This window comes from Cyanobium sp. LEGE 06113 (assembly GCF_015207615.1).
The window spans coordinates 18,235-41,562 of record NZ_JADEWM010000009.1 but is presented as its reverse complement, the minus strand read 5'-3'; the positions used below and the strand labels follow the sequence as shown (position 1 = coordinate 41,562).

The window sequence follows — 23,328 nt, the reverse complement described above, 5'->3', positions numbered from 1 at the left end:
GCACCATGGCCCTGCGCCTCGCCGAGCTGGATGCGATCTGGGCTGAACCTCCGGGTGGGGCAGGGGCTGGCCATCCGGGCAGCCGGCTGGATTCCGAAACGGTCCTCAGTGCCGTGAGCACTGACAGCCGCCGGCTCGAGCCCGGTGGCCTGTTCCTGGCCCTGGTGGGCGAGCGCCACGATGGCCATGCCTTCGTTCAGCAGGCCATCGAGGCCGGCAGCCGGGCTGTCGTGGTGCAACGCGACCGCCTCACTTCTGAAGCCCTCGCTGCCCTGGAGCAGGCCGCCGCCGAGCGCAGCTGCCAGCTCTGGGTGGTGCCCGACAGCCTGGCGGCCTACCAGCAGCTGGCGCGGCACTGGCGCCGGCAGCTGAAGGCCCCGGTGGTGGCCGTGACCGGCTCCGCCGGCAAGACCGGCACCCGCGAGCTGATCCGGGCGGCGCTCGCCCGCCTGGGTCCGGTGCTGGCCGCCAGCGGCAACAACAACAACGACATCGGCGTTCCGCTCACCCTGCTGCAGGCCACCTCCGAGCACCGGGCGGTGGTGGTGGAGATGGGCATGCGCGGGCTGGGGGAGATCGATCGGCTCAGCCGCTGCGCCGAGCCCGATGTGGCGGTGATCACCAACATCGGCACGGCCCACATCGGCCGGTTGGGAAGCCGCGAAGCGATCGGCCAGGCCAAGTGTGAGATCGCCTCTGGCCTGCGCCCGGGCGGCCTGATGGTGATTCCGGCCGGTGACCCTCTGCTGGATGCGGCCCTGGCCAGCAGCTGGGCGGGGCGGGTGGTGCGCGTCGCCCTGGCCGGAGAGGGTTTCGAGGCCAAGGCCGACTGGGTGGGCGAGCTGGATGAAGCGGAGGGCCTGTTGTGGCTCGATGGCCATCGGCTGAGGCTGCCCCTCGAGGGCCGCCACCAGGCCCGCAACCTGATGCTGGCCCTGGCCGTGGCCCGCGAGCAGGGGGTGGGCCCTGATCGCCTAGGCCACCTGGAGGTGGACCTGCCTGGTGGCCGCAGCCGGCGCCTGGAACGGGGCGGCGTGGTGCTTCTCGATGAGACCTACAACGCCTCGCCCGAGGCCGTGCTGGCCTCCCTGGAGCTGCTCGCCCGCCACAGCAGCGGTCGCCGCTTCGCGGTGCTGGGCACCATGCTGGAGCTCGGCGAGCAGAGCCTCAGCCTGCACCGCCAGGTGGCCCAGCGGGCGTTGGACCTGGGGTTGGAGGGTCTGCTGATTGTGGATGGCGGCCAGGAGGGGGCTGCGATGGAGGCGGCGGCCCATGGCCTGGGCCGGCTGGCCAGGGTGAGCAGCCCGGAGGCGGCGGCCGCCGAATTGCGCGGCTGGCTGGCTCCTGGCGACACCGTGCTGTTCAAGGCCAGCCGCGGGGTGGCCCTGGAGCGGGCGTTCCCCCTGCTGCTGGAGCCGCAGAGCAGCTGAGCCTTCGCCGCCTGAGCCTTCGTGTTCAGCCCTGGGGGCCAGCCCAGTTCTCCTTCACCAGCTGGCGGGCGCGACCCAGCGCCAGGGCGCCGGAGGGCACGTTGCGGGTGAGGGTGGAGCCGGCGCCCACGGTCACGTTCTCGCCCAGCTGGATCGGCGCCACCAGCACCGAGTTGGCGCCGGTCTTGCTGCCCGCGCCGATCACGGTGCGGTGCTTGCGCACGCCGTCGTAGTTGGCGGTGATCGTGCCGGCCCCCACATTCACCCCGGCACCCAGGTCGGCGTCGCCGATGTAGCTGAGGTGGTTCACCTTCACGTGGCTGGCCAGGCTGCTGCTCTTGACCTCCACGAAGTTGCCCAGGTGGCAGCGCTCCCCGAGGTTCGAGCCCGGCCGCACCTGGGCGTAGGGGCCGATCGAGCAGCCGGCCCCCACCACCGCGTCGCGCACCACGCTGTAGAGCACCTCCACCCCAGCCCCGAGGCGGGCGTTCTCCAGCAGGCAGCCTGGGCCGATCCGGCAGCCCGAGCCAACTTCGGTGTGGCCGCGGAAATGGCACTGGGGCTCCACCACCACATCCCGCCCGAAGCGGCTGCCCTCGCTGAGGGTGCAGCTGGAAGGATCCACGAAGCTCACCCCCTCCGCCATCCAGTGGCGCCGCAGCCGCTCCTGCAGCACCGCCTCGCACTGGGCCAGCTGGATCCGGTCGTTGATGCCGTTGATCTCGGCCGCGTCGGCCACCTCCAGGTGCGTGGCCGACTCCAGCATCGCCACGGTGTCGGTGAGGTAGAGCTCGCCCTGGTCGTTGTCGCTGCTGAGCCTGGGCAGCACCGCCGCCAGCTGGGCCCAGTTGAAGCAGTAGATGCCGGCGTTGATCAGGGGATTGAGGCGCTGCTCGGGGCTGCAGTCGCGATGCTCGACGATGGCGCTCACCCGCCCGGAGGCATCGGCCATCACCCGGCCGTAGCCACTGGGGTCGTCCAGCCGGGCCGTGAGCAGGGTCACGCCGGCGCCCCTGCTGCGGTGCTGCTCCAGCAGCGCCTCCAGAGTCTCCGGCCGCAGCAGGGGCACATCCCCGTTCAGCACCAGCAGGTCGCCGCTGAACCCCTGCAGGGGCTCCAGCAGTTGCTGCACCGCATGGCCGGTGCCGTTCTGGGGCTGCTGCAACACGAACTCGAGGCCTTCCAGCGCCGCCAGCGAGGCCTCCACCCGTTCGGCCTGGTGACCCACGATCAACAGCTGCCTGTCGGGGGCCAGGTGCCGGCAGCTGCCCAGCACCCGCTCCACCAGCGTGGCCCCGGCCAGCGGCTGCAGCACCTTGGGCAGCTCGCTCTTCATCCGTGTGCCCTTCCCAGCGGCCAGCACGGCAACGGCGAGCATGGGCGTAAGCAACGGCTGGCGGGAATCTACGTGGGCCCAACCACGCCGTTGCGGCGGGGATGGTCCAGGCCCCAGCGGCGCCGCCAGGCCCCCGTGCTGCTGCGGCCGGCCTGGGCCTGCATCTGCAGTCTGCTGGCCTGGATCTCCGTGGCGCCGGCCCGAGCGGAGGGGTCGCGGTATGGCTCACCTGCCCTGGTGAGCAGGTGCTCTTCCTCCATGGCGCTGAGGGGGCGAAGCAGGGTGCTCGGGGCCAGGGGGCGGGGGCCTGCCACCGTGCCCCCACTCCAGCGGGGCCGCAGGCGTGGAGCCCCTGCGGGGGCCTGGAGTGCAGCGAGCTCAAGGCCGGCGTCCCGCAGACTGCCCCTCGCGGCTGCCGCTGAGCAGTACGTGAGCAGCCTGCCGCCTGGGGCCAGCAGGCGGGCCAGCCGCCCCAGGAAGTCCTGGCTCCAGAGCTGGGGGCAGTGCCGGGGAGAGAAGGGGTCGAGCAGCACCAGATCACAGCGGCCCCGCAGCCAGGGCTCCAGGCCAACCAGCTGCTGGCGGGCATCGCCCCAGAGGATCCGCCCGGGCCAGCCGGCCTCACCCCGCAACACCTGGCCCAGCTGCTGCAGGGTGGAGGGCCGCCACTGGGCGCAGAAGCCAGGATCGGCCAGGGCCAGCCGCAGCGGCCGCGGGTCCTGCTCCAGTCCCCACCAGCGCAGCGTCAGGTCCCGCTCCGCCGCGGCTTCCAGCAGAACGGCGCTGTTGTAGCCCAGCCCCACCCCCACATCGAGCACCCGCAGCTCGGCGCCGGCCGCGTAGCGCTGCAGCTCGGCCGGCCCCAGGTAGGTGTGGTCCGCCTCCCAGCGGGCACCCGCCGGGCTGTGGAAGCCCTCAGCGAACGCACCGCTGTGCAGGCTGAAGCTGCCGTCGGCCCCGGCCTCTGGCCTAAGTGCTGAGGCGTTGCAGGTCATCCCAGAAGCCGGGGTAGGACACGGCCGCCGCCTCGGGCCGGTGCAGCAGGCTGTCGCCGCTGGCGAGTCGGCTGGCCACCGCCAGGCTCATGGCCACCCGGTGGTCGGTCTCGCTGTCGAGCTCGGCCCCGTGCAGCGGCACACCGCCCGTGATCGCCAGGCCGTCGTCAAAGGCCTCGATGCGCGCCCCCATCGCCCCCAGCTGACGGGTCATCACGGCCAGCCGGTCGGTCTCCTTCACCCGCAGCTCGGCGGCATCGCGGATACGGCTGATGCCCTCGGCGCAGCAGGCGGCCACCGCCAGCACCGGAATTTCATCCACCAGCCGCGGCACCAGGTCGCCGCCGATGTCAAAGGCCTGCAGTGGACCATGGCTCACCCGCAGATCCCCCACCGGTTCCCCGGCCACAGTGCGCCGCTGCAGCACCTCCAGCCGGGCCCCCATCTGCTCCAGCACGTCCAGGATGCCGGTGCGGCTGGGGTTGAGGCCCACGTTCTCCACCGTGAGCTCGGCACCGGGGATCACGGCAGCGGCCACCAGCCAGAAGGCCGCCGAGCTGATGTCGCCTGGCACCACCACGTGCTGCCCCGTCAGGCTGGCTCCCGGCCGCACGGTGACGCAGGTGCGCGCCTCCCCGCCCACCTCCAGATCGGCCCCGAAGGCCCGCAGCATGCGCTCGCTGTGGTCGCGGCTCTGGGCCGGTTCGATCACCGTGGTGTCGCCCCTGGCCGTGAGCGCCGCCAGCAGGATGGCGCTCTTCACCTGGGCCGAGGCCACCGGGGTGTGCAGGGTGCTGCCCTGGAGTGGGCGGCCCAGCACGGCCAGGGGCGCGAAGTTGCCGCCGCTGCGGCCATGGATCGAGGCCCCCATTGCGGTCAGGGGGTCGCCCACGCGCCGCATTGGCCTGCCCCGCAGGGAGCCATCGCCGTTGAGCACGAAGTGGCGCCCCTGCCGGCCGGCCAGCAGGCCCAGCATCAGCCGCATGGTGGTGCCGGAGTTGCCGCACTCGAGCACCTCGCCCGGCTCCTGCAGCCCATCGAGCCCCACCCCCTGCACCCGCACCAGCTGGCCCGCGGCGATCGGCGACACCTCCACGCCCATGGCCCGCAGGCACGCCGCCGTGCTGAGCGGGTCTTCGGCCGGCAGCAGGCCCTCGATGCGGGTCTCACCGCCGGCGATGGCGCCGAACAGCAGGGCCCGGTGCGAGATCGACTTGTCCCCCGGCACCCGCACGCTGCCGCGCAGGCGGCCTCCGGCCGGCAGGGGGAGCGGCGTGCTGCTGGAGAGCTGGACCAAGGCGGCGGCTTCGCGTTGCGGCGATCCTATGGAGCGCGCCCGCTCAGCCCAGCAGCAGACCGGCCTCGCCGTCGCGGCAGGCCTCGGCACTGCGCAGGTCGAACAGCAGCTCCTCCAGGCTCAGCTCCAGCAGCGCCCGGGTCACGGCCCGCTGCAGCCGGGCCTCCAGGGCCCGGGTCACCTGGTCAGCGGCGGAGCCACCGCTCTCGGCAGAGGGGCTGGAGGGTCCCTGTATGGCGGCGATCACCTCCTGCACGCCGATCTGATGGGGCGGTCGGGCCAGGCGGTAGCCCCCCAGGCGGCCGCGCCGCGCCTGCAGCAGGCCGGCCCGGCGCAGCCTCAGCAGCAGCTGCTCCAGCATCGGCTCGGCCAACTGCTGGGCCTCGGCCAGCTCCCTGGTGGAGCGCCAGCGCTCCGGAGCCTCAGCCAGTTCCAGCAGGGCCCGCAGGGCATCGGTGCTGCCCTTGCTCAGCATCAGCCGCCCAGGCCGGCCTGGCTGAGTCGCTCCAGCACGTGTTCGAGGGTGTAGCCGAACAGGGCGGGGTCCGCCTGCTGGCTGCCCACATCCCCCAGCCCCAGCTCCTGCCAGCGGCCGTCGAGGCGGGCCTCCAGCTCGGCGGGGCGCTGCAGGGGCTCGCCCCAGGGGTGGCGCTTCTCCGGGCCCACCTTGGTGGTGGCATCGATGGCCAGGCGGCCGCCCAGGCCCAGCCGCTCGCTGGCGAAGTCGAGGCTGTCGAAGGGCGTGTCGCCCAGCACGAACAGATCCCGCTGGGGATCCACCAGGGCGCTGATGGCCCAGATCACCTGGCGGGGATCGCGGATGTTGATCGCCTTGTCCACCACCACCACGAACTTCGTGTAGGTGAACTGGGGCAGGGCCGTCCAGAAGGCCATCGCCGCCCGCTTCGCCTGGCCGGGGAAGGCCTTGTCGATGGCGATCACAGCCAGCTTGTAGCTGAGGCCCTCCATCGGCAGGAAGAAATCCACGATCTCCGGGATCTGCTGCCGCAGGATCGGCGTGTAGATGCGGTTCAGGGCGATGGCCAGCATGGCGTCCTCCTTGGGGGGACGGCCGCTGAAGGTGGTGAAGTAGATCGGCTGGCGGCGCTGGGTGACGCACTGGAAGCGCACCAGCGGCGAGGGCTCCTCGCCGCCGTAGAAGCCCATGTGATCCCCGAAGGGGCCATCGGCCAACGCCTCGCCGGGGGTGATCGTGCCCTCCAGCACCACTTCGCTGTGGCTGGGCACTTCGAGGTTCACCGTCTTGCATTTGGCCAGCCGCACGCCTTCGCCGGCGTAGATGCCCGCGAACAGCCACTCGCTGAGCTGCACCGGGATCGGTGTGGCCGCCGCCATCACCAACAGGGGGTGCACGCCGATGGCGATGGCGATCTCCAGCTTCTTGCCCAGGGCCGCCGCCTTGCGCAGGTGGCGGGCACCGCCGCGCACGCTCAGCCAGTGCACGGTCATGGTGTTGATCGACTGCTGCTGCAGCCGGTAGACGCCCACGTTGGGGGTGCCGGTCTCGGGGTCCTTGGTGATCACCAGGCCCAGGGTGATGATCCGGCCGGCATCGCCCGGCCAGGGGCGCAGCATCGGGATGGCATCGAGGTTCACGTCCTCGCCCCGGAACACCTGCTGCTGGCAGGGGGGCAGCAGGTCGAGGTCGGGGCGGGCCTTCACCACGTCCCAGAGCACCCCGCCGAAGCGGGTGGCCTCGCGCAGGCCCTTGGGCGGCCTGGGTTGCTGCAGCAGGGCCAGGCGCTCGCCCAGGGCCTCCAGCTCTTCGGGCCGCTCCATGCCCATGCTCCACAGCACCCGCTCCTGGGTGCCGAGCAGGTTGATGGCCACCGGCATCGAGGAGCCCAGCACGTTCTCGAACAGCAGGGCAGGCCCGCCGCAGCTCAGCACCCGATCGGAGATCGCCGCCAGCTCCAGGTCCGGGTCCACCGGGGCCTGGATGCGCCGCAGCTGCTGGCGGCTCTCCAGCAGCTCCAGGAAACCGCGCAGATCCCGGCGGTTGCGGCGACGGGTGACGGGGGCAGCCTCGGTGGCGGTCATCGCGGAGAGGGAATTCGGTGACATCGAGCCGCGGCACGCCAGGACGCGCCGCCTGATGCACTGTGCCGCAGCCACTCCCGCCGCTGCGGCCTGAGCCTCGTGGGGCACGCTCCCTACGCTGAGGCCGCCAGCGTTGCCGCCTTCGTGCAGATCTCCTACTACCCCACATCCGAGTGCGTGCCACCCGTGGTCGCCGCGGCCGAGGGCGGGCCCGAGGCCGCCGTGGTGATCGATGTGCTGCGGGCCACCACCACCATCGCCTGGTCGCTGCAGAACGGCGCCGAGGCGATCGAGGCCTTCGCCGATCTGGAGGCCCTGGACCGGGCCGCCGCCGCCTGGCCCCCAGCGCAGAGCCTGCGGGCCGGGGAGCGGGGCGGCCAGCGGGTGGCGGGCTACGACCTGGGCAACTCACCCCTGGCGGTGACCGCTGAGCGGGTGGGGGGCAAGCGCATCTTCATGAGCACCACGAACGGCACCCGCTCGCTGCAGGCGGTGCGCGCGGTGCCCCTGCTGGTCACCGCCTGCCTGCCCAACCGCACTGCCGTGGTGCGACGGCTGCTGGAAGCGGGCGTGGAGCGGGTGTGGATCGTGGGCAGCGGCTGGGAGGGCGACTACTCCCTGGAGGACAGCCTGGCGGCGGGGGCCGTGGCCTCAGCCGCCATCGAGCTGGCGGTGGCTCCCCACCGGGGAGTGGACCTGGGCAATGACGAGATGCTGGCCGCCCTGGCCCTCTGGCAGCAGTGGCACAGCGACCCTGAAACCTGCCTGCGGGCCGCCAGCCATGGCAAGCGACTGATCGCCCTGGGCGACCACGACGCCGATTTCGCCTGCTGCAGCGCCGTGGACACCCTGACGATCGTGCCCACCCAGAGCGAGCCTGGGGTGCTCAGAGCCGGCTGAGGGGGAGGCCCTTACAGTGCGGCGATTCTTTTTCGGCATCAGGTGAGCAGTTATCTGGCGGCAGCGGTGCAGCTCACCAGCACTCCGGTCCCGGACGACAACTTCGCCGCCGCCGAGGAACAGATCGAGCTGGCCGCCCGGCGTGGGGCCGAGCTGGTGGGTCTGCCCGAGAACTTCGCCTTCATGGGAGACGACGAGCTGCGTCTGGAGCTGGCCCCCAGCCTGGGGCAGCGCTGCAGCAGCTTTCTGGTGACCATGGCGCGCCGCTACCAGGTGACCCTGCTGGGTGGGGGCTTCCCCGTGCCGGCCGGGGACGGCCAGACCCTGAACCGGGCGGAACTGGTGGGCACCGAGGGCCAGCTGCTGGCCCGCTACGACAAGATCCACCTGTTCGACGTGGACCTCCCGGACGGCAACACCTACCGCGAGTCGGCCACGGTGCGTCCCGGCACCGAGCTGCCCCCGGTTGTGGCGGTGCCGGGGCTGGGTCGCATCGGCATCTCCATCTGTTACGACGTGCGCTTTCCTGAGCTCTACCGCCACCTGGCCGGGGCCGGCGCCGATCTGCTGATGGTGCCCGCCGCCTTCACGGCCTTCACCGGCAAGGATCACTGGCAGGTGCTGCTGCAGGCCAGGGCGATCGAAAACACCGCCTACGTGCTGGCCCCGGCCCAGACGGGCCACCACTACGGCCGCCGCCAGAGCCATGGCCATGCCCTGGTGATCGACCCCTGGGGCACGGTGCTGGCCGATGCCGGCGATGCGCCCGGTCTGGCGGTGGCCCCGGTTGACCCACGCCACGGCGAGCGGGTCAGGGCTCAGATGCCGAGCCTGCAGCACCGTCGTCCGGCCCTGTTCTGAGTGGCGGCCCCCATGCCACTGAGGCGCTCCGGCAGCGCCAGGTCCCCGCGACGCCTCGGCCTGCTGCGGCTGCTGCTGGCCGTGGCCCTGGTGCTCGCCGACCTGCCGGCCCTGGCCTCGAGCCTGGCCGCCTGGCGGATCACCCGTCAGGGTGCCCTGGAGCTGCGCACCAGCCCCAATGTGCGGCTGCAGGCCTTCTTTGAAGACGGCACACGGCTGCGCGGCCCGCGGGTGTGGGTGGATCTGCCGGGGGCTCCTTCCCGCTCCCGCTCGATCCGCGGCAGCGGCGATGTGCGCGAGGTGCGGATCGGCAAGCCCACGCCCACCACCACCCGGATCGTGGTGGAGTTCAGACCGGGCACCCAGCTCGACCCTGCGGACCTGCGCCTGGTGGGCACCGCCTCGGACCGCTGGAAACTGGAGTTCAAGGGTCTGAGCCGGCCGGTGCTGCTGGGCCTGGGCGAGGGGGATGTGGACCGCCGCACCCCGATCGCCTCGAGGCCCGGCCCCGCCTTCCCGACGGCCAGCACACCTCTCTCCGCCGACGGCCTGCCCGTGGTGCCCCGCGGCCGTTTCCGGGTGGTGATCGACCCCGGCCACGGAGGCCCGGACCCCGGCGCTGTCGGGATCCGCGGCCTGCGCGAAACCGACATCGTGCTCGACGTGTCGCTGCAGGTGGCCCGCCTGCTGCAGGCCCGCGGCGTGAACGTGGTGATGACCCGCACCTCGGAAGTGGATGTGGACCTGCCGCCGCGGGTGGCGCTGGCCAACCGCGTGGGTGCCGATGCGTTCGTGAGCATCCACGCCAACGCCTTGAGCATGGCCCGCCCGGATGTGAACGGCGTTGAGACCTTCTATTTCTCCGGAGGTCGGTCGCTGCGCCTGGCGCGGTTGCTGCAGGCCCAGATGATGGCTGTGTCACCGGGTTCGCCGGATCGGGGCGTCAAGGCCGGCCGCTTCTTCGTGATCCGCCGCACCGTGATGCCGGCCTCCCTGGTGGAGATGGGTTTTGTCACCGGGGCCTTCGACGCGCCGCGCCTGGCCGATCCCTCCCATCGCCGCCGCCTCGCCATGGCGCTGGCCACGGGCATCCTGCAGTTCCTGGGGGGGCGCTGATGGAGCTGCTCGTGGGCCTGTTCGACAGTGGCGTCGGCGGGCTCACGGTGCTGCGCCGGGTCACGGAACGGCATCCCCACTCCCGCTGTCTCTACCTGGGGGACACGGCCCGGGTGCCCTATGGGAGCCGCAGCCCGGAGGAGATCCGGCAGATCGCCGCCGAGGTGGTGCGGTGGCTGCGGGCCGAGGAGGTGGGGGTGCTGGTGATGGCCTGCAACACCTGCAACGCCCTGGCGCTGGACGTGGCCGTCTCCGAGGCCGCCGTGCCGGTGCTCGGGCTGATTGACAGCGTGGCCACTGTGATCAAAAGTGATCGGGTGGGCGTGCTGGCCACCCCCGCCACCGCCGCCAGCGGTGCCTACCGCCGGGCCATCCATGCCAGCCGCCCCATGGCCGTGGTCACCGAGGTGGGCTGCCCGGAGTTCGTGGGCCTGATCGAGGCTGGCCACCGCGATTCCGATGTCCTGCGTCGGGTGGCTCAGGCCTACCTGGCACCGCTGCTGGCCGCCGAGGTGGACATGGTGGTGCTGGGCTGCAGCCACTACCCCCTGCTGCGGCCCCTGCTCACCGAACTGCTGCCGGCGGGGGTGGAACTGGTGGATCCGGCCCTGGCGGTGGTGGAGCGGCTCGGCCCCCTGCTCGGCAGCCTCGGCGAATCGCCGGAGGTGGAGCGCCGCAGCGAGCTGGTGCTGCCGCTGCAGCAGCGTTCCCGCCTCTGCGTGACCGGCTGTCCAGACACCTTCGCCGCCGGCGCTGAGGACTGGCTGGGTCATCGCCCCGCCGTGGAGCGGGTGGACCTGCGGACGGCAGCACGTGCCTTCTAGGATCTCGGCACGGCGGAGGTGATGTGGCAACGGTTGCAGAGCTGCTCCAGCCGGTGGAGGCCGATCTCGACACCCTGCTCTCGGATCTGCGCAGCCTCATTGGCGCGGGGCATCCCATTCTTCAAGCGGCGGCCGAGCACCTGTTCGCCGCAGGCGGCAAGCGATTGAGGCCGGGCATCGTGCTGCTGCTCTCGCGGGCGGTGGCTCCGGATGGGGAGCTCACGCCGCGCCACCGGAGGCTGGCTGAGATCACCGAAATGATCCACACCGCCTCCCTCGTCCACGACGACGTGGTGGACGAGGCGGCCACCCGCCGCGGCGTGGACACCGTGCACAGCCGCTTCAACTACCGCGTGGCCGTGCTGGCCGGAGACTTCCTCTTCGCCCAGGCCAGCTGGCACCTCGCCAACCTCGACGACCTCGACGTGGTGAAGCTGCTCAGCCGCGTGATCATGGATCTGGCCGATGGCGAGGTGAAGCAGGGCCTGTTCCGCTACGACACCACCCAGAGCTTCGAGAGCTACCTCGAGAAGAGCTACTGCAAAACGGCCTCGTTGATCGCCAACAGCGCCCGGGCCGCCGGCGTGCTCTCGGCCCTTCCCCCCAGCCACCTGGACGATCTCTACCGGTTCGGCCGCCAGCTCGGCCTGGCCTTCCAGGTGGTGGATGACATCCTCGACTTCACCGGCAGCGACCAGCAGCTGGGCAAGCCCGCCGCCAGCGATCTCGCCTCCGGCTACCTCACGGCACCGGTGCTCTACGCCCTGCAGGAGCGGCCTGCCCTGGCGGGGTTGATCGAGCGCGAGTTCTCCGAGGACGACGATCTCGACCAGGCCCTGGACCTGGTGCGGGGCTGCGAGGCCATCCCCCGCTCCCGGGCCCTGGCGGAGCAGTTTGCGCGGGAGGCGGCCGAGTCGATCGACTGGCTGGCCCCATCCGAGCCGCGCAGTGCCCTGCGAGGTCTGCCGGATTTTGTGCTCAGCCGGCTCTACTGATCACCTGCGCACTGATCCCCCAGCAGAGCTACTCGAGCAGCACGTCCTCGAGTGAGCGCAGGCACTGCACTGCCGCTGGATAGTGCTCCCTGAGGGCTCCATCGGGCAGCAGCACATACACCTGGCAGCCGGCCCCCAGGGCCGCCTGGCTGCCGGCAAGGGAGTCCTCGAAGGCCCAGCAGTCGCAACTCGGCACCCCGAGACGTTGCGCTGCCATCAGGAACGGATCAGGCGCCGGTTTGCCGGCGCTGAGCTCGGGGTCATCGCCATAGACGCAGGTCTTCATGCCGCCCAGCCAGTCGTGGGGGGCGCACTTGAGCGCCACGGAGGCTTCGGCGCTGCTGGTCACCAGCGCCATCGGGATCGCCCGCTCGCGGCAGCGCTGCAACAGCTGCGGGGCTCCCTGGATCGGAGGGGCCTGCACCAGCAGGGCCTCCGCGATCGGCTGGCGCACGGCCAGCAGTTCGGCCACAGCGGGCTTGGCAGCTGGGCTGGCGTTGGGGCTGGCGCTGATCCAGGCGCACACCTGCTCGGCGCAGTCCAGGCGGCGCCGTCCCCGCAGGCTGCTCAGCTCCTCGGGGCTCAGGGGTCGGCCGAAGCGGCTGGCGGCCTCCTGCCAGGCCCTGGCATGGAGCGGTTCGGTGTCGAGCAGGAGCCCGTCGAGATCGAACAGGCAGGCCGCGGGACGGTTCATGGCGCCATTCTCTCAGGGCGGTTGCCCTCACGGCGCTGGCGCCGGCCGGCTGAACGACACTGCAAACCGCCCCGGCTGGCCACAGGCCTCGGGGTGGAGCCAGCTCCAGCGGGTCCAGATCAGTAGTGAGAGCTGGGTGTTCTCGGGACCCTCGGCCCAGTCGCTGCCGAGGTAATGCCCCCAGACCACGGGTGGGCCGCTGCCCTGGGAGGACTGGGCCGGGCCCCTGGCCAGCTCGCTCCTGTGCAGGATGACCCGGCCGTTGTAGGTGAACACGGGCTGCAGACCTTTCAGCGCCCCACGATCCACCCGGAACCACACCCTCTTGCTGGTGCGGAGGTACCAGAACCCCCAGGCGTGCCCGCTCACGGCATGGTTGCCGTAGGTGGAATACACAATGCCGCGGGCCTGGTAAGGGTGGGCACTGGCCGCTTCAGTGGTTCCTGCTGGTGCCAGTGGCTGTTCCTCTGGGTCGGGTCGTCGCAGCTCAGAATGCATCCTGACTGCTGCCATGGCGATGTCTGAGGTCACGATCGAATCGGTGCTCCACGAGGAGCGGGTCTTTGCGCCGCCGGCAGAGCTGGCCGCCAGCGCTGGGATCGGTTCCATGCAGGCCTACCGCGATCTCGTGGCCGAGGTGGAGGCGGATCCGGATGGCTTCTGGGGCCGGCAGGCCCGCGAGCACCTGCACTGGTTCGAGCCGTTCCACACGGTGCTCGACTGGAGCGATCCGCCCTTTGCCCGCTGGTTCGAGGGTGGCCGCACCAACCTCAGCTACAACTGCCTCGACCGCCACCTGGCGGGGCCCCGGGCCGACAAGACGGCCCTGATCTGGGAGGGAGAGCCCGGCGATACCCGCCGCTTCAGCTACCGCGAGCTGCATGGGGCGGTGTGCCGGGCGGCCAATGCCCTCAAGGCCCTCGGCATCGGCAAGGGCGATCTGGTGGCCCTGTACATGCCGATGGTGCCGGAGGCGGCCATCGCCATGCTGGCCTGCGCTCGCATCGGGGCACCCCATTCGGTGGTGTTCGGGGGGTTCTCGGCCGAGGCCCTGCGCGACCGGCTGATCGACGGCGACGTGAAGCTGGTGATCACCGCCGACGGCGGCTTCCGCAAGGACAAGCCCGTGGCCCTCAAGCCGGCGGTGGATGCGGCCCTGGCGGGCGGTGCCGCCCCCAGCGTTGAGCATGTGCTGGTGGTGCGGCGCACGGGCGAGAACTGCGCCATGGAGCCGGGGCGGGATGAATGGTGGCAGGAGCTGGTGGATCCCCAGGCCGACAGCTGCCCGGCCGAGCCGATGGCCAGCGAAGACCGGCTGTTCGTGCTCTACACCTCCGGCTCCACCGGCAAGCCCAAGGGGGTGGTACACACCACCGCCGGCTACAACCTCTGGGCCCATCTCACCTTCCAGTGGATCTTCGACCTGCGCGAGGACGACATCCACTGGTGCACCGCCGATGTGGGCTGGATCACGGGCCACAGCTACATCGTCTACGGGCCCCTCTCCAACGGCGCCACCACGGTGATGTACGAGGGGGCACCGCGTCCTTCCAAGCCGGGTGCCTTCTGGGAGGTGATCGAGAAGCACCGGGTGACCCTCTTTTACACGGCCCCCACGGCGATCCGGGCCTTCATGAAGAGCGGACGCGAGGTGCCCGATCAGCACGACATGAGCAGCCTCAGGATCCTCGGCACGGTGGGCGAGCCGATCAACCCCGAGGCCTGGATGTGGTATCGGGAGGTGATCGGCGGCAACCGCTGCCCGGTGGTGGACACCTGGTGGCAGACCGAGACCGGTGGGGTGATGGTGAGCCCGCTGCCGGGGGCCACCCCCACCAAGCCCGGCTCCTGCACCCTGCCCCTGCCGGGCATCGTGGCCGATGTGGTGGACCATGAGGGGGTGTCTCAGCCCGCCGATGCCGGCGGCTACCTGGCGGTGCGGCGCCCCTGGCCGGGGATGATGCGCACGGTCCACGGCGACCCGGAGCGCTTCCGCAGGAGCTACTGGGAGGAGATCCGCCCGGCCGACGGCTCCTGGCTCTACTTCGCTGGCGACGGTGCCCGCCGCGATGCCGACGGCTACTTCTGGGTGATGGGCCGCGTCGATGACGTGATCAATGTGAGCGGTCACCGCCTGGGCACGATGGAGATCGAATCGGCCCTGGTGAGCCATCCGGCCGTGGCGGAAGCCGCCGTGGTGGGCCGGCCCGATGACCTCAAGGGCGAGGGGGTGGTGGCCTTCGTGACCCTCGAAAGCGGGCGCGCCGGCGACCAGGCCCTGGTGGCTGAGCTGCGCGCCCACGTGGGCCAGGAAATCGGCCCGATCGCCCGCCCCGATGACATCCGCTTCAGCGATGCCCTTCCCAAGACCCGCAGCGGCAAGATCATGCGGCGCATCCTGCGCTCCCTGGCGGCGGGCCAGGAGGTGAGTGGCGACACCTCCACCCTGGAGGACCGCTCCGTGCTCGATCAGCTGCGGGTGTGAGGCTCCGGGCCGATAGGCCCTCAGCTTCGCGCCAGGCGGGTGGCCACGGCGTCACTCCAGCTGCTGATCTGCCCCACCAGCCGCTCCATGCCCCGCTGGCGGGCCGGATCATCGGCCCAGGCCCCGAGCACCTGCTTGCGCAGGCCACCGCTGGCCGGCGTCAGGTGGTCGCCGGGCAGCTCCAGCAGGGTGGAGTCGTCGCCGGCACGGGCCTGCAACACCCCCAGCAGGCGGCTGCTCTGGTCGATGCCGTCGCGGCTGAAGCGCACCAGCAGGTTGTGGGGCTGCAGATAGGTGGCGCTGATCTGGCTCAGCGTCTGCTCCGGCGAGGGGCTGAACTCACTGCGGAAGCGCAGCTGCTGGCCGAGTTCCGCCAGCAGCGGCACGGAGCGCTCGGCTGAGAAGTTGTTGAAGCTCAGGGCCACCAGAGCGGCGTTGCGGCGGCCGCCATCCGGCGCCAGCAGGTGCAGCTTGCAGCCGAGGCTGTGGCCCAGGCGCAGCACCGGCAGCCGGGCCGCCGCCGCCGATTCCAGCAGGGCGCCGTCGCCGGCCCGGCTGAGCCGAAACAGGCGCCAGGCCTGATTGGCCTGGGCCTGGTGGTCGAAGCCCGGCACGTAGCTCCAGGCATGCACCCGCCAGCCCTGGGCGGCCAGGGCCTCCAGCAGGCGGCGATAGCTGAGCTGGGGGCTGGCGGCCAGATAGCTGCCCCCGATGAACTCGATCAGACCGCGGGGCCTGCCCGCCGGCTCCAGGCACCAGAGCTTGTCCCGTTGTTGCCAGGGCGCCATGGCGCTCGCTCCGTGTCGGTGGTGGGCTCTCTAGGTCGGCTGCAGCGCCTGCAGGGCCTGCAGGGCCTCGCGGCGATGGGCTGGGCCATCGAGCAGGTTGTTGAACTGGTGGCGCACCACCCCCGCCCCATCGATCACATAGGTGACCCGGCCGGGCAGCAGGCCCAGCACGCTCGGTACCCCGTAGGCCTTGCGCAGGGCATTGCCCTGATCCACCAGCAGCGGGTAGGGGAGGTTGTGGCGCTGGGCGAAGCGGCTGTGGCTGGCGGCGTCATCGCCACTCACGCCCCACACCTCGGCGCCGAGGGCCTGCAGGTCGGCGAAGCTGTCGCGGAAGGCACAGGCCTCCATGGTGCAGCCAGGGGTGTCGTCCTTGGGGTAGAAGAACAGCACCAGGGCCCGGCCCCCCAGCTGGTCGCTGCGCCGCTCGCAGCCGCTCTGGTCGGGGAGGGCGATCAGGGGGGCCCGATCGCCGACGGCAACACCCATGGTCAGCAGTCGTGGTGCCCAGACCCTAAGCAGCGGCAGGGGCTCATCGCTTGCCGGGGCTGGGAGGATGGAGGGGCGCGACCGCCAGCCCTGTGAGTGGACCTCCTCCGGAACAGGACAGCCTGTGGCAGCAGCAGGACCTGCTGGGGAGTCTGCTGGCTGCTCCCGCTTGCGCAGAGCCTGAGCCCACACCAGCTCGGGGCCCTGAGGCCGAGCTGCAGCTGCTGCCGAGCGCCGAACCCGAACCCGAACCGCAACTGGACCGAGGGCCTTCAGGGGAACAGCGGGCTGTGCCCGAGTTTCTGCTGATCCTTGACACCGAAACCAGCGGGCTGGATCCCCGCGAGCACGTCTGCCTCGAGGTGGGGGCCATTCTGTTTCACGTGAGCGGCCGGGCTGTGCTCAACCAGGTGTCTTTCCTGCTGCCGGCCCACAGCAATCCGGCCGAGGCGATCAATGGCATCGCCCCGGCCATCACCCGGCTGCCCCAGCCCTGGCGGCAGGGCCTGGCCTGCTTCGAAGCGATGGCGGCCCACGCCGATGCGGCCCTGGCCCACAACGCCCGCTTCGATCGGCAGTGGTTTGGCCGTCAGGAGCTGCCGGAGCTGGCGCTGCCCTGGATCTGCTCCATGGACGATATCCGCTGGCCGGCCGAGCGTCAGCTGCGGCCCAGCCCCTCGGTGCGCGATCTGGCCCTCGCCTATGGGGTGCCGGTGTGGGCCGCCCACCGGGCGCTCACCGACTGCATCTACCTGGCGGAGGTGTTCGCCCGCTGCGACGATCTGGAGCCCCTGCTCGAGGCAGCCCTGGAACCGAGGCAGCTGTTCCGGGCCCAGCTGCCCTATGCGGAACGTCATCAGGCCAAGCAGGCCGGATTCCGCTGGAACAACCCCGTGGCCGGCGCCTGGACGCGGCGCCTGAGTGCCCGGGAGGCCATGGCCCTGCCCTTTGCCGTGGAGCCCGTGGCGGAGGGCAGCGCCGCGGCCTGATGGCCAGCCTGTTGCCCGGCCTCCTGATGGGCCGCCTGCACCGTTTTGCTTCCAGTGGTTGAAGCGCAGCGGTGGGTTCCGGCCTCAGCCGCAGCGTGCTCTGCATCCTGGGGCTAACAGGGTTGTTCAACCGATGGTCATGCCCTATCGACCCTGCCGCCGGGCCGGCAGGCCTTCGCCGCGGCTGCGGCTCAACCGCTGGCAGGTGAGCCGCTCCTGGGCCCGGCTGATCCGGGAAGCCGAAGGGCTCTGGCGCGTGGATGTGCGGGCGCTGCATCGCCTGGCCGCCCAGGAACTGGGCCAGCTGCACGAGGAGGTGCCCGGCCTCCTGCGCGGCCGGGTGAACCGCTGGCTGGTGGGTTTCAGGGTGCGCACCCGCCTGGTGCCCAGCCCAGCAAAAAGCCGGCTGGGGAAGCCGGCGGAGGAAGACATCACAGCTGAGCGGGCTCAGGCTGGGCCCTCAAGGGGCCGGTTGAATCGGAGCGGCGGGATTTGAACCCACGACCCCCACTACCCCAAAGTGGTGCGCTACCAAGCTGCGCTACGCCCCGGCAGAACAGAAGCTATCACAGCGCTTTGCGCCTTCTCAGCCGCCTCAGCAGCCGGGCCGCGAGCTGCTGGCGCGACAGCCCCGCGTAGCCGGGAAGGCGGAGTTGCCGAGCCAGCAGCCTCAGCTCCGCCAGGGACATGCCGGCCAGCCGCAGTTCCGGCAGCCGCCTCCAGGCTGCGGAGGCCGGAGCCAGCAGCTGCCCGCTGCGCTGGTCGCGGAAGCCGCTCAGCACGCTGCCGGCCATCCACTCGGGCACCAGCACGAACAGCACCGCCAGCAGGCCGTAGAGCTCCACCAGCCCCCGCGGCAGGGGGTGCAGCTGGCGCTCGCCTCTCTCCTGCTCGGTCTGCTGGGGGTCGGGGGCAGGGGTCACAGCAGCCGGCCGCGGTCGCCAGTCGGCCAGGCCGGGCTCTCGGCGGCTGGGGCATCTCGCCACTGCATCGGCAGCTCGAGGCGGGGATTGAGCTTCACGGTCCAGAGCACCAGGGCAAAGCACACCCCGATGGTGCTGACCACGGCCACGATCACGACACGGTCCGGCAGGGGGGTCATGGGCTCAGGGGCAGAGGTGGGCTCAGACCCGCTCGGTGCGGGTGCAGTCAATGCGGCTGGGCAGCTGCTCGAGGGTGAGGATGTCGCCCCGCAGAATCAGGGTGCGGCTGCGGTTGCGGTAGCGCAGGCCCGGCAGCTGGGACGACTCCCTGAAGAAGGTGGCCCGGGTGCCGCCGCTGATCAGCGAGGCCTGGGAGTCGTTGCGCTCCACCAGCACCCGGCCCTTGTTCGGGCAGATGAAACTCTCGGTGCTGTCGTAGTTCTCCCACCAGGGGGAGAACTGGCTCAACAGCAGCATCGACGACAGCAGCAGGCTGGACATCAGGGCGGGATCAGTCGAGGCGGATGGGCGCGTTGTCGCCCCGCAGCACGCAGTGGCTGATCGACCAGTCGTAGGCCTGCCAGACCCTGGGGTCAAGCCTGTAGTCGGCGTCCACGAACGCCCCCAGCGGCACGCCGGTGGGCTGGGCCGAGCAGTAGGGCCTGCTGCCGGGTTTGGCCAGGTACTGCTGGTGGTAGGTCTCGGCGGGCCAGAAGGGAACGTCCTGACGCAGTTCGGTGGTGATCGTGCCCAGGCCGGCGGCGCTGAGCAGAGCCTGGTAGCTCTCACGGCTGGCCTCGGCCAGCTGCAGCTGCTCGGCGCTGGTCACGAAGAGGGCCGAGCGGTACTGGGAGCCGCGGTCGTTGCCCTGGCGATCGCCCTGGGTGGGGTCGTGGCATTCCCAGAAGAGCTTGAGCAGGTCGGCAAAGCCGATGGCGCTGGACTCCCACACCACCCGCACCACTTCGCTGTGGCCGCTGCGGCCCGAGCACACCTGCTGGTAGCTGGGGTCTGTGAGGGAGCCACCGGCATAGCCCACGGCGGTGGTGACCACCCCTGGCAGGCGCCAGAACCCCTTCTCCGCTCCCCAGAAGCAACCGCAGCCGAAGAACACCTCCTGCTGGCCGTCGGCCACGGGGGCGTCAATGGGGGTGCCCAGCACTGCATGCAGCCGCTCCTGCTGGACCCCCGGCTGCTGGCTGCTGGTGGAGGAGTCGGGCTTCTGGAAGAGGCCGAACAACGGCTTCAGGCAACTGGTTTCAGCCTAGTCAGGGTGAGGGGGCGGCCGGCCTCGGCTCCAGGGCGATGTGGTTGAGCAGGGTGGTGGTGAAGGCGAACAGCAGGAACGGCAGCGACAGCACCAGGATCAGGCCCACCCCCACCAGGGCCACGATCGGTTTGCTGGCCCCCATCAGCGCCAGGCCCGCCGCCAGGCTGGCGAAGATCACCGCCATCCAGATCAGGATCTGGCCGTAGATGTCCCCGAAGGTGAGGGTGCAACGCAGGGCGTAGGCCTGGGTGTCGAGCCGGGGTTGCAGGCTGCTGGCGGACGACATGGCGGGGTGGGGGCGAGGGGCAGAAGGTCCCACCCCACTCAAGCCAGCTCCGGGGGACCTGGCCGTGGCGCTCAACAACTGTTTGGAGAAGGCCCCCTGAGCTCCGAGCAGCGGGCCTCAGCCGGCGGCGCGCAGCTGCTCGGAGGCCTGCTCGCGGGCCCACAGCCGCCGGTAGGTGCCGGGCTGGGCCAGCAGGGCGTCGTGATGGCCCTCCTGCACCAGGCGGCCCTGCTCCAGCACCAGGATCCGATCACAGGCAGCCGCCGCCGAGAGCTGGTGGCTGATCATCAGGATCGTGCGGTCGGTGACGCCACCGGTGACCCCACTGGTGCCGCCGCCCCCCTGCTGCCCCCGGCGGATGGTGCGCAGGATCTCCGCGGCGGTGGTGTTGTCCACGCTGGCCAGGGCGTCATCGAGCACCAGCAGCGGCGCATCCACCAGCAGGGCGCGGCCCAGGGCTGTGCGCTGGCGCTGGCCGCCGCTGAGGGTGATGCCCCGCTCGCCCACCAGGGTGCGGTAGCCGTCGGGGAAGGCCTTGATGTCGCCCTCCAGCCGGGCGTCGCGGGCGGCCTGCTCCACCGCCTGCAGCGGCGCCTGGGGTTCGCCGTAGCGCAGGTTGTCGGCCAGGCTGGCGGTGAACAGGTAGCCCTCCTGGGGTACCAGGGCCACCTGCCGGCGCAGGTCGCTGAGGCTCAGGCTGGTGATGTCGTAGCCATCGATCCAGAGCTCGCCGGGGTCCACCTCCACCATCCGGCCCAGGGCGCGGGCCAGGGAGGTCTTGCCGCAACCCACAGGCCCCACCACTGCCACCAGCTCGCCGGGCCGGATCCGGAAGCTCACGTCCACCAGGGCAGGCCGCACGGCCCCCGGATAGCGCACGGTGAGGCCGCGTGCCTCGACGGCGCCGCGTCCGCGACCGCGGAAGGGCACCGGATCGGGGGGCGACTCCACCAGGGGCTTGCGGCGCAGCAGGTCCTCCACCCGCTCCAGGCTCACCTGCCCGGTCTGGAAGGTGTTGAGGGTGAAGCCCAGCAGGGCGGTGGGGAACACCAGCCGCTCCACGAACAGGATCAGGGCCACCAGGTTGCCGATGCTGAGCCGGCCGCTCTCCAGCTGGCCACTGCCCAGGGCCAGCAGCAGCAGCAGGCTGATCGAGGAGATGCCCTCCAGCAGGGGGAAGAGGGTGCTGCGGGTGCGGGCCAGGCCCAGGGCGGCATCGCGGTAGAGGCGGTTGCGCCAGGCGAAGGCCTCCTGTTCGGTGGCCTCCTGGCCGTAGATCTTGATGGCGCTGATGCCGGAGAGGTCTTCCTGGATCAGATCGCTCAGGCCGGCCAGGGCCTCCTGCTGGCGGCGCTGCTGGCGCATCATGCGGCCGCCGAACAGGCGCACCGTGATCAGCATCAACGGGTAGAGCCCCACGGCCGCCAGGGTCAGCCAGGGGTCGATGCTCAGCATCGCCGGCAGGGTGAGGGCGTAGGCCAGGGCGGTGTTGGTGAGGCTGAGCACGGCGAAGCCGAGCAGGCGGCGCACGTTCTCCACGTCACTGGTGGCGCGGCTGATCACCTCGCCGCTGCCGGTGCTCTGCACCCAGCCGGGCTCCTGCAGCAGCAGGTGGTCGAAGATCTGCTGCTTGAGGTCGGCCTCCACCTGGCGCCCCACCCCGAACACCAGCACCCTCGAATAGAGCCGCACGGCGCCCATGGCCGTGGCCAGGGCCATGATCAGGGCGGCCTGCAGGTACACATCGCGCAGGGCGAAGCGTCCTGGAGGTCGTCGATCACCCCGCGCACCAGCAGCGGAATGCTCACGCTCAGCAGGTTCACCACCACCAGGGCGGCCGCCCCGATCAGCACGGTGCGCCGGTGGGGCCGCAGATAGCGCCTGATCAGATCGAGCCGGAACCCGCCCACGCGGCCTTCGCCAAAGTGGGACCAACCTAGGGATCGCGGCCATGCACCCCGCGCCTGCCTCCCCCCTCCTCCCATGTCCCAGCCCCAGAGCCATCCCCTCCATGCCCTCGATCGGGTGGTGGTGGATCGGCTGCTGGCGGCCGCCGAACCAACCGATGCGGATCTGGTGGATGCGGCCCGGTTGCTGATGCGTTACGAAGGATTTCCGGGTGCTCAGGACATCCAGGACGACCTGGCCAAGGTGCTGCGCTTCTGGACGCTCAGCCGTGCCGCCCTGCACGAGCGCACCCGCGCCATCTGGGCCGCCGACTTCCGGCCATCGCCCAGCGGCGGCGAGGCCGTGGGATCGGGCTTTGACACCTCCGCCCAGGAGAGCTGAGGCCCCTGGCCCCAGGTGCTCACGGCTCGGCCCGAGGGCCTTTTCGCCTGTCAGCTGGTCCTGGGCTGAGCATGTTGCGGCATGGGTGTGTCCCGGAGAGCCCCGCTTCGGGTGATAGTGGGTGGGTCCCCATCACCCGGCCCGGAGTGCTCTGCACCCGGGCTTTTTCTTGCCGATTTCTGCCCAGCCATGGCCGCCACTCCCCCTCCTGCCAGTCCGTCTTCCGGTTCCGCTGCGTCGGGCAGCCCGGCCGCCTGGAGCGCTTTGCTGGAGCAGCTGCTGGCCGGCGAGGCCCTGTCGGCGCAGCAGGCCACGGCCCTGATGCGCGGCTGGCTGGATGAGCAGATTCCAGCGGTGCTCACCGGCGCCCTGCTGGCCGCCCTGCGGGCCAAGGGGGTGGAGGCGGAGGAACTGGCGGCGATGGCTGAGGTGCTGCTGGAGGCCTGCGCCCTGCAGCTGCCGCGGCCGGCCCTGGCGCTGGTGGACACCTGCGGCACCGGTGGCGATGGCGCCGACAGCTTCAACATCTCCACCGCGGTGGCCTTCGTGGCCGCCGCCTGCGGTGCGGCCGTGGCCAAGCACGGTAACCGCAGCGCCAGTGGCCGGGTCGGCTCGGCGGACGTGCTGGAGGCCCTGGGCATCCACCTGCAGGCGCCGCAGGAGCAGGTGCTGGCCGCCCTGCCCCGGGCCGGACTCACCTTTCTGTTTGCCCCCGGCTGGCACCCCGCCCTGGTGGGTCTGGCCCCCCTGCGCCGCAGCCTGGGGGTGCGCACCGTGTTCAACCTGCTGGGGCCCCTGGTGAATCCGCTGCGGCCGCAGGCCCAGGTGCTGGGGGTGGCCCGCGCCGACCTGCTCGACCCGATGGCCGGCGCCCTGGCCCGCCTCGGCCTGCGCCGGGCCGTGGTGGTGCATGGGGCCGGCGGGCTCGATGAGGCCTCCCTGGCCGGGGTGAATGACCTGCGGCTGGTGGAAGACGGCCAGGTGCGCCATGAGTGGCTCGACCCGGAAGCGCTCGGCATGGCCAGCGCCCCGATCACGGCGCTGGCGGGTGGCGATCTGGCCACCAACCGGGCCATTCTCGAAGCGGTGCTGCAGGGCCGGGGCAGCCAGCCCCAGCGCGATGTGGTGGTTCTCAATGCCGCCCTGGTGCTGTGGGCGGCCGGCCTGAGCGAGACCCCGGCAGCGGGCTGTGAACCGGCCCGGCGGGCGCTGGCCGACGGCGCCGCCTGGCGCAGCCTCGAGGCCCTGCAGGAGGCCCTGGCACCGGGCTGAGCCCTGCTGTGCCCTGAAGTGCCCATGC

Annotated in this window: 25 protein-coding genes, 1 tRNA gene and 1 pseudogene; 11 read left to right on the top strand and 16 right to left on the bottom strand. The window is 71.4% G+C overall.

Annotated elements, in window-relative coordinates; all coding sequences use genetic code 11:
- Nucleotides 1-5 precede the first annotated feature (5 nt).
- The gene (gene murF, locus IQ220_RS13595; protein ID WP_193915730.1) at nucleotides 6-1,430 is read left to right on the top strand and encodes a UDP-N-acetylmuramoyl-tripeptide--D-alanyl-D-alanine ligase; all 1,425 of its coding nucleotides are present in this window, start codon (nucleotides 6-8) and stop codon (nucleotides 1,428-1,430) included.
- Between the two features lie 25 nt (nucleotides 1,431-1,455).
- On the opposite strand, the gene glmU is transcribed toward murF, so the two are convergent.
- Genes glmU through IQ220_RS13570 form a run of 5 tightly spaced genes read right to left on the bottom strand, consistent with a single transcriptional unit; the run spans nucleotide 1,456 to nucleotide 7,119 of the window.
- Nucleotides 1,456-2,808, bottom strand: coding sequence for a bifunctional UDP-N-acetylglucosamine diphosphorylase/glucosamine-1-phosphate N-acetyltransferase GlmU (gene glmU / locus IQ220_RS13590; RefSeq protein WP_193915727.1), 1,353 nt, complete (start codon nucleotides 2,806-2,808; stop codon nucleotides 1,456-1,458).
- A 26-nt stretch (nucleotides 2,809-2,834) separates the two neighbouring features.
- A complete protein-coding gene (locus tag IQ220_RS13585; protein WP_193915724.1) occupies nucleotides 2,835-3,761 on the bottom strand; it encodes an MnmC family methyltransferase in 927 nt (308 codons plus the stop codon).
- A complete protein-coding gene (aroA, locus tag IQ220_RS13580) occupies nucleotides 3,736-5,058 on the bottom strand; it encodes a 3-phosphoshikimate 1-carboxyvinyltransferase (protein WP_193915721.1) in 1,323 nt (440 codons plus the stop codon). The genes IQ220_RS13585 and aroA overlap by 26 nt, the downstream gene beginning before the upstream one ends.
- Nucleotides 5,059-5,101: 43 nt before the next feature.
- Nucleotides 5,102-5,533: an Rrf2 family transcriptional regulator gene (locus IQ220_RS13575; RefSeq protein ID WP_193915718.1), complete on the bottom strand. Its 432-nt coding sequence runs from the start codon at nucleotides 5,531-5,533 to the stop codon at nucleotides 5,102-5,104.
- Nucleotides 5,533-7,119: a UbiD family decarboxylase gene (locus IQ220_RS13570; protein ID WP_193915715.1), complete on the bottom strand. Its 1,587-nt coding sequence runs from the start codon at nucleotides 7,117-7,119 to the stop codon at nucleotides 5,533-5,535. The genes IQ220_RS13575 and IQ220_RS13570 overlap by 1 nt, the downstream gene beginning before the upstream one ends.
- A gap of 144 nt (nucleotides 7,120-7,263) precedes the next feature.
- Here IQ220_RS13570 and IQ220_RS13565 point away from each other — a divergent pair, with 144 nt between their 5' ends.
- The 5 genes from IQ220_RS13565 to sds are packed head-to-tail and all read left to right on the top strand — an operon-like array spanning nucleotide 7,264 to nucleotide 11,815.
- Nucleotides 7,264-8,019 carry a 2-phosphosulfolactate phosphatase family protein gene (locus tag IQ220_RS13565; RefSeq protein WP_186700445.1) on the top strand — a complete coding sequence of 252 codons (756 nt, stop codon included), beginning with the start codon at nucleotides 7,264-7,266 and terminating at the stop codon, nucleotides 8,017-8,019.
- 42 nt (nucleotides 8,020-8,061) lie between these two features.
- Nucleotides 8,062-8,880, top strand: coding sequence for a carbon-nitrogen hydrolase family protein (locus tag IQ220_RS13560; protein WP_186696508.1), 819 nt, complete (start codon nucleotides 8,062-8,064; stop codon nucleotides 8,878-8,880).
- A gap of 12 nt (nucleotides 8,881-8,892) precedes the next feature.
- A complete protein-coding gene (locus tag IQ220_RS13555) occupies nucleotides 8,893-9,996 on the top strand; it encodes an N-acetylmuramoyl-L-alanine amidase (protein ID WP_186696507.1) in 1,104 nt (367 codons plus the stop codon).
- The gene (gene murI, locus IQ220_RS13550) at nucleotides 9,996-10,820 is read left to right on the top strand and encodes a glutamate racemase (RefSeq protein WP_186696506.1); all 825 of its coding nucleotides are present in this window, start codon (nucleotides 9,996-9,998) and stop codon (nucleotides 10,818-10,820) included. Before IQ220_RS13555 ends, murI begins: the two co-directional genes overlap by 1 nt.
- 23 nt (nucleotides 10,821-10,843) lie before the next feature.
- Complete coding sequence (gene sds / locus IQ220_RS13545; RefSeq protein WP_186696505.1) at nucleotides 10,844-11,815, top strand: solanesyl diphosphate synthase; 972 nt, start codon at nucleotides 10,844-10,846, stop codon at nucleotides 11,813-11,815.
- A gap of 28 nt (nucleotides 11,816-11,843) precedes the next feature.
- Here sds and IQ220_RS13540 read toward each other — a convergent pair whose 3' ends face one another.
- Together IQ220_RS13540 and IQ220_RS13535 are read right to left on the bottom strand one after the other, a co-directional pair.
- Entirely contained in the window at nucleotides 11,844-12,509 is a 666-nt protein-coding gene (locus IQ220_RS13540) for an HAD family phosphatase (RefSeq protein ID WP_186696504.1), read from the bottom strand.
- A 27-nt stretch (nucleotides 12,510-12,536) separates the two neighbouring features.
- Nucleotides 12,537-13,007, bottom strand: a complete 471-nt coding sequence (locus IQ220_RS13535; RefSeq protein WP_193915712.1) for a hypothetical protein — start codon at nucleotides 13,005-13,007, stop codon at nucleotides 12,537-12,539.
- Nucleotides 13,008-13,026: 19 nt separating this feature from the next.
- Here IQ220_RS13535 and acs point away from each other — a divergent pair, with 19 nt between their 5' ends.
- Entirely contained in the window at nucleotides 13,027-14,994 is a 1,968-nt protein-coding gene (gene acs / locus IQ220_RS13530; protein WP_186696502.1) for an acetate--CoA ligase, read from the top strand.
- A 20-nt stretch (nucleotides 14,995-15,014) separates the two neighbouring features.
- On the opposite strand, the gene IQ220_RS13525 is transcribed toward acs, so the two are convergent.
- Both IQ220_RS13525 and IQ220_RS13520 read right to left on the bottom strand, forming a co-directional pair.
- Complete coding sequence (locus IQ220_RS13525) at nucleotides 15,015-15,782, bottom strand: DUF1350 family protein (RefSeq protein ID WP_186699970.1); 768 nt, start codon at nucleotides 15,780-15,782, stop codon at nucleotides 15,015-15,017.
- Between the two features lie 30 nt (nucleotides 15,783-15,812).
- Complete coding sequence (locus IQ220_RS13520) at nucleotides 15,813-16,271, bottom strand: peroxiredoxin (protein ID WP_186699969.1); 459 nt, start codon at nucleotides 16,269-16,271, stop codon at nucleotides 15,813-15,815.
- Nucleotides 16,272-16,363: 92 nt separating this feature from the next.
- Here IQ220_RS13520 and IQ220_RS13515 point away from each other — a divergent pair, with 92 nt between their 5' ends.
- Together IQ220_RS13515 and IQ220_RS13510 are read left to right on the top strand one after the other, a co-directional pair.
- Nucleotides 16,364-17,260, top strand: a complete 897-nt coding sequence (locus IQ220_RS13515) for an exonuclease domain-containing protein (RefSeq protein WP_225875882.1) — start codon at nucleotides 16,364-16,366, stop codon at nucleotides 17,258-17,260.
- A 139-nt stretch (nucleotides 17,261-17,399) separates the two neighbouring features.
- Nucleotides 17,400-17,756, top strand: coding sequence for a hypothetical protein (locus tag IQ220_RS13510; protein ID WP_225875921.1), 357 nt, complete (start codon nucleotides 17,400-17,402; stop codon nucleotides 17,754-17,756).
- Here the strand turns inward: IQ220_RS13510 and IQ220_RS13505 are convergent.
- The 7 genes and pseudogenes from IQ220_RS13505 to IQ220_RS13475 all read right to left on the bottom strand — a co-directional run bounded on the left by IQ220_RS13505 (nucleotide 17,738) and on the right by IQ220_RS13475 (nucleotide 21,649).
- Nucleotides 17,738-17,811, bottom strand: a tRNA-Pro gene (locus IQ220_RS13505). The two genes, IQ220_RS13510 and IQ220_RS13505, sit on opposite strands and share 19 nt — an antisense overlap.
- Nucleotides 17,812-17,826: 15 nt before the next feature.
- Nucleotides 17,827-18,183, bottom strand: a complete 357-nt coding sequence (locus IQ220_RS13500) for a Rho termination factor N-terminal domain-containing protein (protein WP_186699967.1) — start codon at nucleotides 18,181-18,183, stop codon at nucleotides 17,827-17,829.
- Nucleotides 18,180-18,362, bottom strand: coding sequence for a hypothetical protein (locus IQ220_RS13495; protein WP_186699965.1), 183 nt, complete (start codon nucleotides 18,360-18,362; stop codon nucleotides 18,180-18,182). The genes IQ220_RS13500 and IQ220_RS13495 overlap by 4 nt, the downstream gene beginning before the upstream one ends.
- A 22-nt stretch (nucleotides 18,363-18,384) precedes the next feature.
- Entirely contained in the window at nucleotides 18,385-18,684 is a 300-nt protein-coding gene (locus tag IQ220_RS13490; RefSeq protein ID WP_186699963.1) for a hypothetical protein, read from the bottom strand.
- Between the two features lie 10 nt (nucleotides 18,685-18,694).
- A complete protein-coding gene (msrA, locus tag IQ220_RS13485; RefSeq protein ID WP_193915709.1) occupies nucleotides 18,695-19,423 on the bottom strand; it encodes a peptide-methionine (S)-S-oxide reductase MsrA in 729 nt (242 codons plus the stop codon).
- Nucleotides 19,424-19,451: 28 nt separating this feature from the next.
- Nucleotides 19,452-19,739 (bottom strand): hypothetical protein, encoded by a 288-nt coding sequence (locus tag IQ220_RS13480; RefSeq protein ID WP_186699959.1) that lies wholly within the window; start codon nucleotides 19,737-19,739, stop codon nucleotides 19,452-19,454.
- A 117-nt stretch (nucleotides 19,740-19,856) separates the two neighbouring features.
- Nucleotides 19,857-21,649 (bottom strand): annotated as a pseudogene (locus tag IQ220_RS13475) (ABC transporter ATP-binding protein).
- A gap of 73 nt (nucleotides 21,650-21,722) precedes the next feature.
- Between IQ220_RS13475 and IQ220_RS13470 the strand changes: the two are divergent.
- Both IQ220_RS13470 and trpD read left to right on the top strand, forming a co-directional pair.
- Nucleotides 21,723-22,028 carry a DUF3288 family protein gene (locus IQ220_RS13470; RefSeq protein WP_193915706.1) on the top strand — a complete coding sequence of 102 codons (306 nt, stop codon included), beginning with the start codon at nucleotides 21,723-21,725 and terminating at the stop codon, nucleotides 22,026-22,028.
- A gap of 189 nt (nucleotides 22,029-22,217) precedes the next feature.
- Nucleotides 22,218-23,300 carry an anthranilate phosphoribosyltransferase gene (gene trpD / locus IQ220_RS13465; RefSeq protein ID WP_186699954.1) on the top strand — a complete coding sequence of 361 codons (1,083 nt, stop codon included), beginning with the start codon at nucleotides 22,218-22,220 and terminating at the stop codon, nucleotides 23,298-23,300.
- Nucleotides 23,301-23,328 lie beyond the last annotated feature (28 nt).

Excerpts from the sequence above, each read along its gene's own strand:
- murF (WP_193915730.1), top strand. The coding sequence starts at position 6 with ATGGCCCTGCGCCTCGCCGAGCTGGATGCGATCTGGGCTGAACCTCCG.
- glmU (WP_193915727.1), bottom strand. The coding sequence starts at position 2,808 with ATGCTCGCCGTTGCCGTGCTGGCCGCTGGGAAGGGCACACGGATGAAG.
- IQ220_RS13585 (WP_193915724.1), bottom strand. The coding sequence starts at position 3,761 with ATGACCTGCAACGCCTCAGCACTTAGGCCAGAGGCCGGGGCCGACGGC.
- IQ220_RS13575 (WP_193915718.1), bottom strand. The coding sequence starts at position 5,533 with ATGCTGAGCAAGGGCAGCACCGATGCCCTGCGGGCCCTGCTGGAACTG.
- IQ220_RS13570 (WP_193915715.1), bottom strand. The coding sequence starts at position 7,119 with ATGACCGCCACCGAGGCTGCCCCCGTCACCCGTCGCCGCAACCGCCGG.
- IQ220_RS13555 (WP_186696507.1), top strand. The coding sequence starts at position 8,893 with ATGCCACTGAGGCGCTCCGGCAGCGCCAGGTCCCCGCGACGCCTCGGC.
- murI (WP_186696506.1), top strand. The coding sequence starts at position 9,996 with ATGGAGCTGCTCGTGGGCCTGTTCGACAGTGGCGTCGGCGGGCTCACG.
- IQ220_RS13540 (WP_186696504.1), bottom strand. The coding sequence starts at position 12,509 with ATGAACCGTCCCGCGGCCTGCCTGTTCGATCTCGACGGGCTCCTGCTC.
- IQ220_RS13535 (WP_193915712.1), bottom strand. The coding sequence starts at position 13,007 with ATGCATTCTGAGCTGCGACGACCCGACCCAGAGGAACAGCCACTGGCA.
- acs (WP_186696502.1), top strand. The coding sequence starts at position 13,027 with ATGTCTGAGGTCACGATCGAATCGGTGCTCCACGAGGAGCGGGTCTTT.
- IQ220_RS13525 (WP_186699970.1), bottom strand. The coding sequence starts at position 15,782 with ATGGCGCCCTGGCAACAACGGGACAAGCTCTGGTGCCTGGAGCCGGCG.
- IQ220_RS13520 (WP_186699969.1), bottom strand. The coding sequence starts at position 16,271 with ATGGGTGTTGCCGTCGGCGATCGGGCCCCCCTGATCGCCCTCCCCGAC.
- IQ220_RS13510 (WP_225875921.1), top strand. The coding sequence starts at position 17,400 with ATGCCCTATCGACCCTGCCGCCGGGCCGGCAGGCCTTCGCCGCGGCTG.
- IQ220_RS13495 (WP_186699965.1), bottom strand. The coding sequence starts at position 18,362 with ATGACCCCCCTGCCGGACCGTGTCGTGATCGTGGCCGTGGTCAGCACC.
- IQ220_RS13490 (WP_186699963.1), bottom strand. The coding sequence starts at position 18,684 with ATGTCCAGCCTGCTGCTGTCGTCGATGCTGCTGTTGAGCCAGTTCTCC.
- IQ220_RS13480 (WP_186699959.1), bottom strand. The coding sequence starts at position 19,739 with ATGTCGTCCGCCAGCAGCCTGCAACCCCGGCTCGACACCCAGGCCTAC.
- IQ220_RS13470 (WP_193915706.1), top strand. The coding sequence starts at position 21,723 with ATGTCCCAGCCCCAGAGCCATCCCCTCCATGCCCTCGATCGGGTGGTG.
- trpD (WP_186699954.1), top strand. The coding sequence starts at position 22,218 with ATGGCCGCCACTCCCCCTCCTGCCAGTCCGTCTTCCGGTTCCGCTGCG.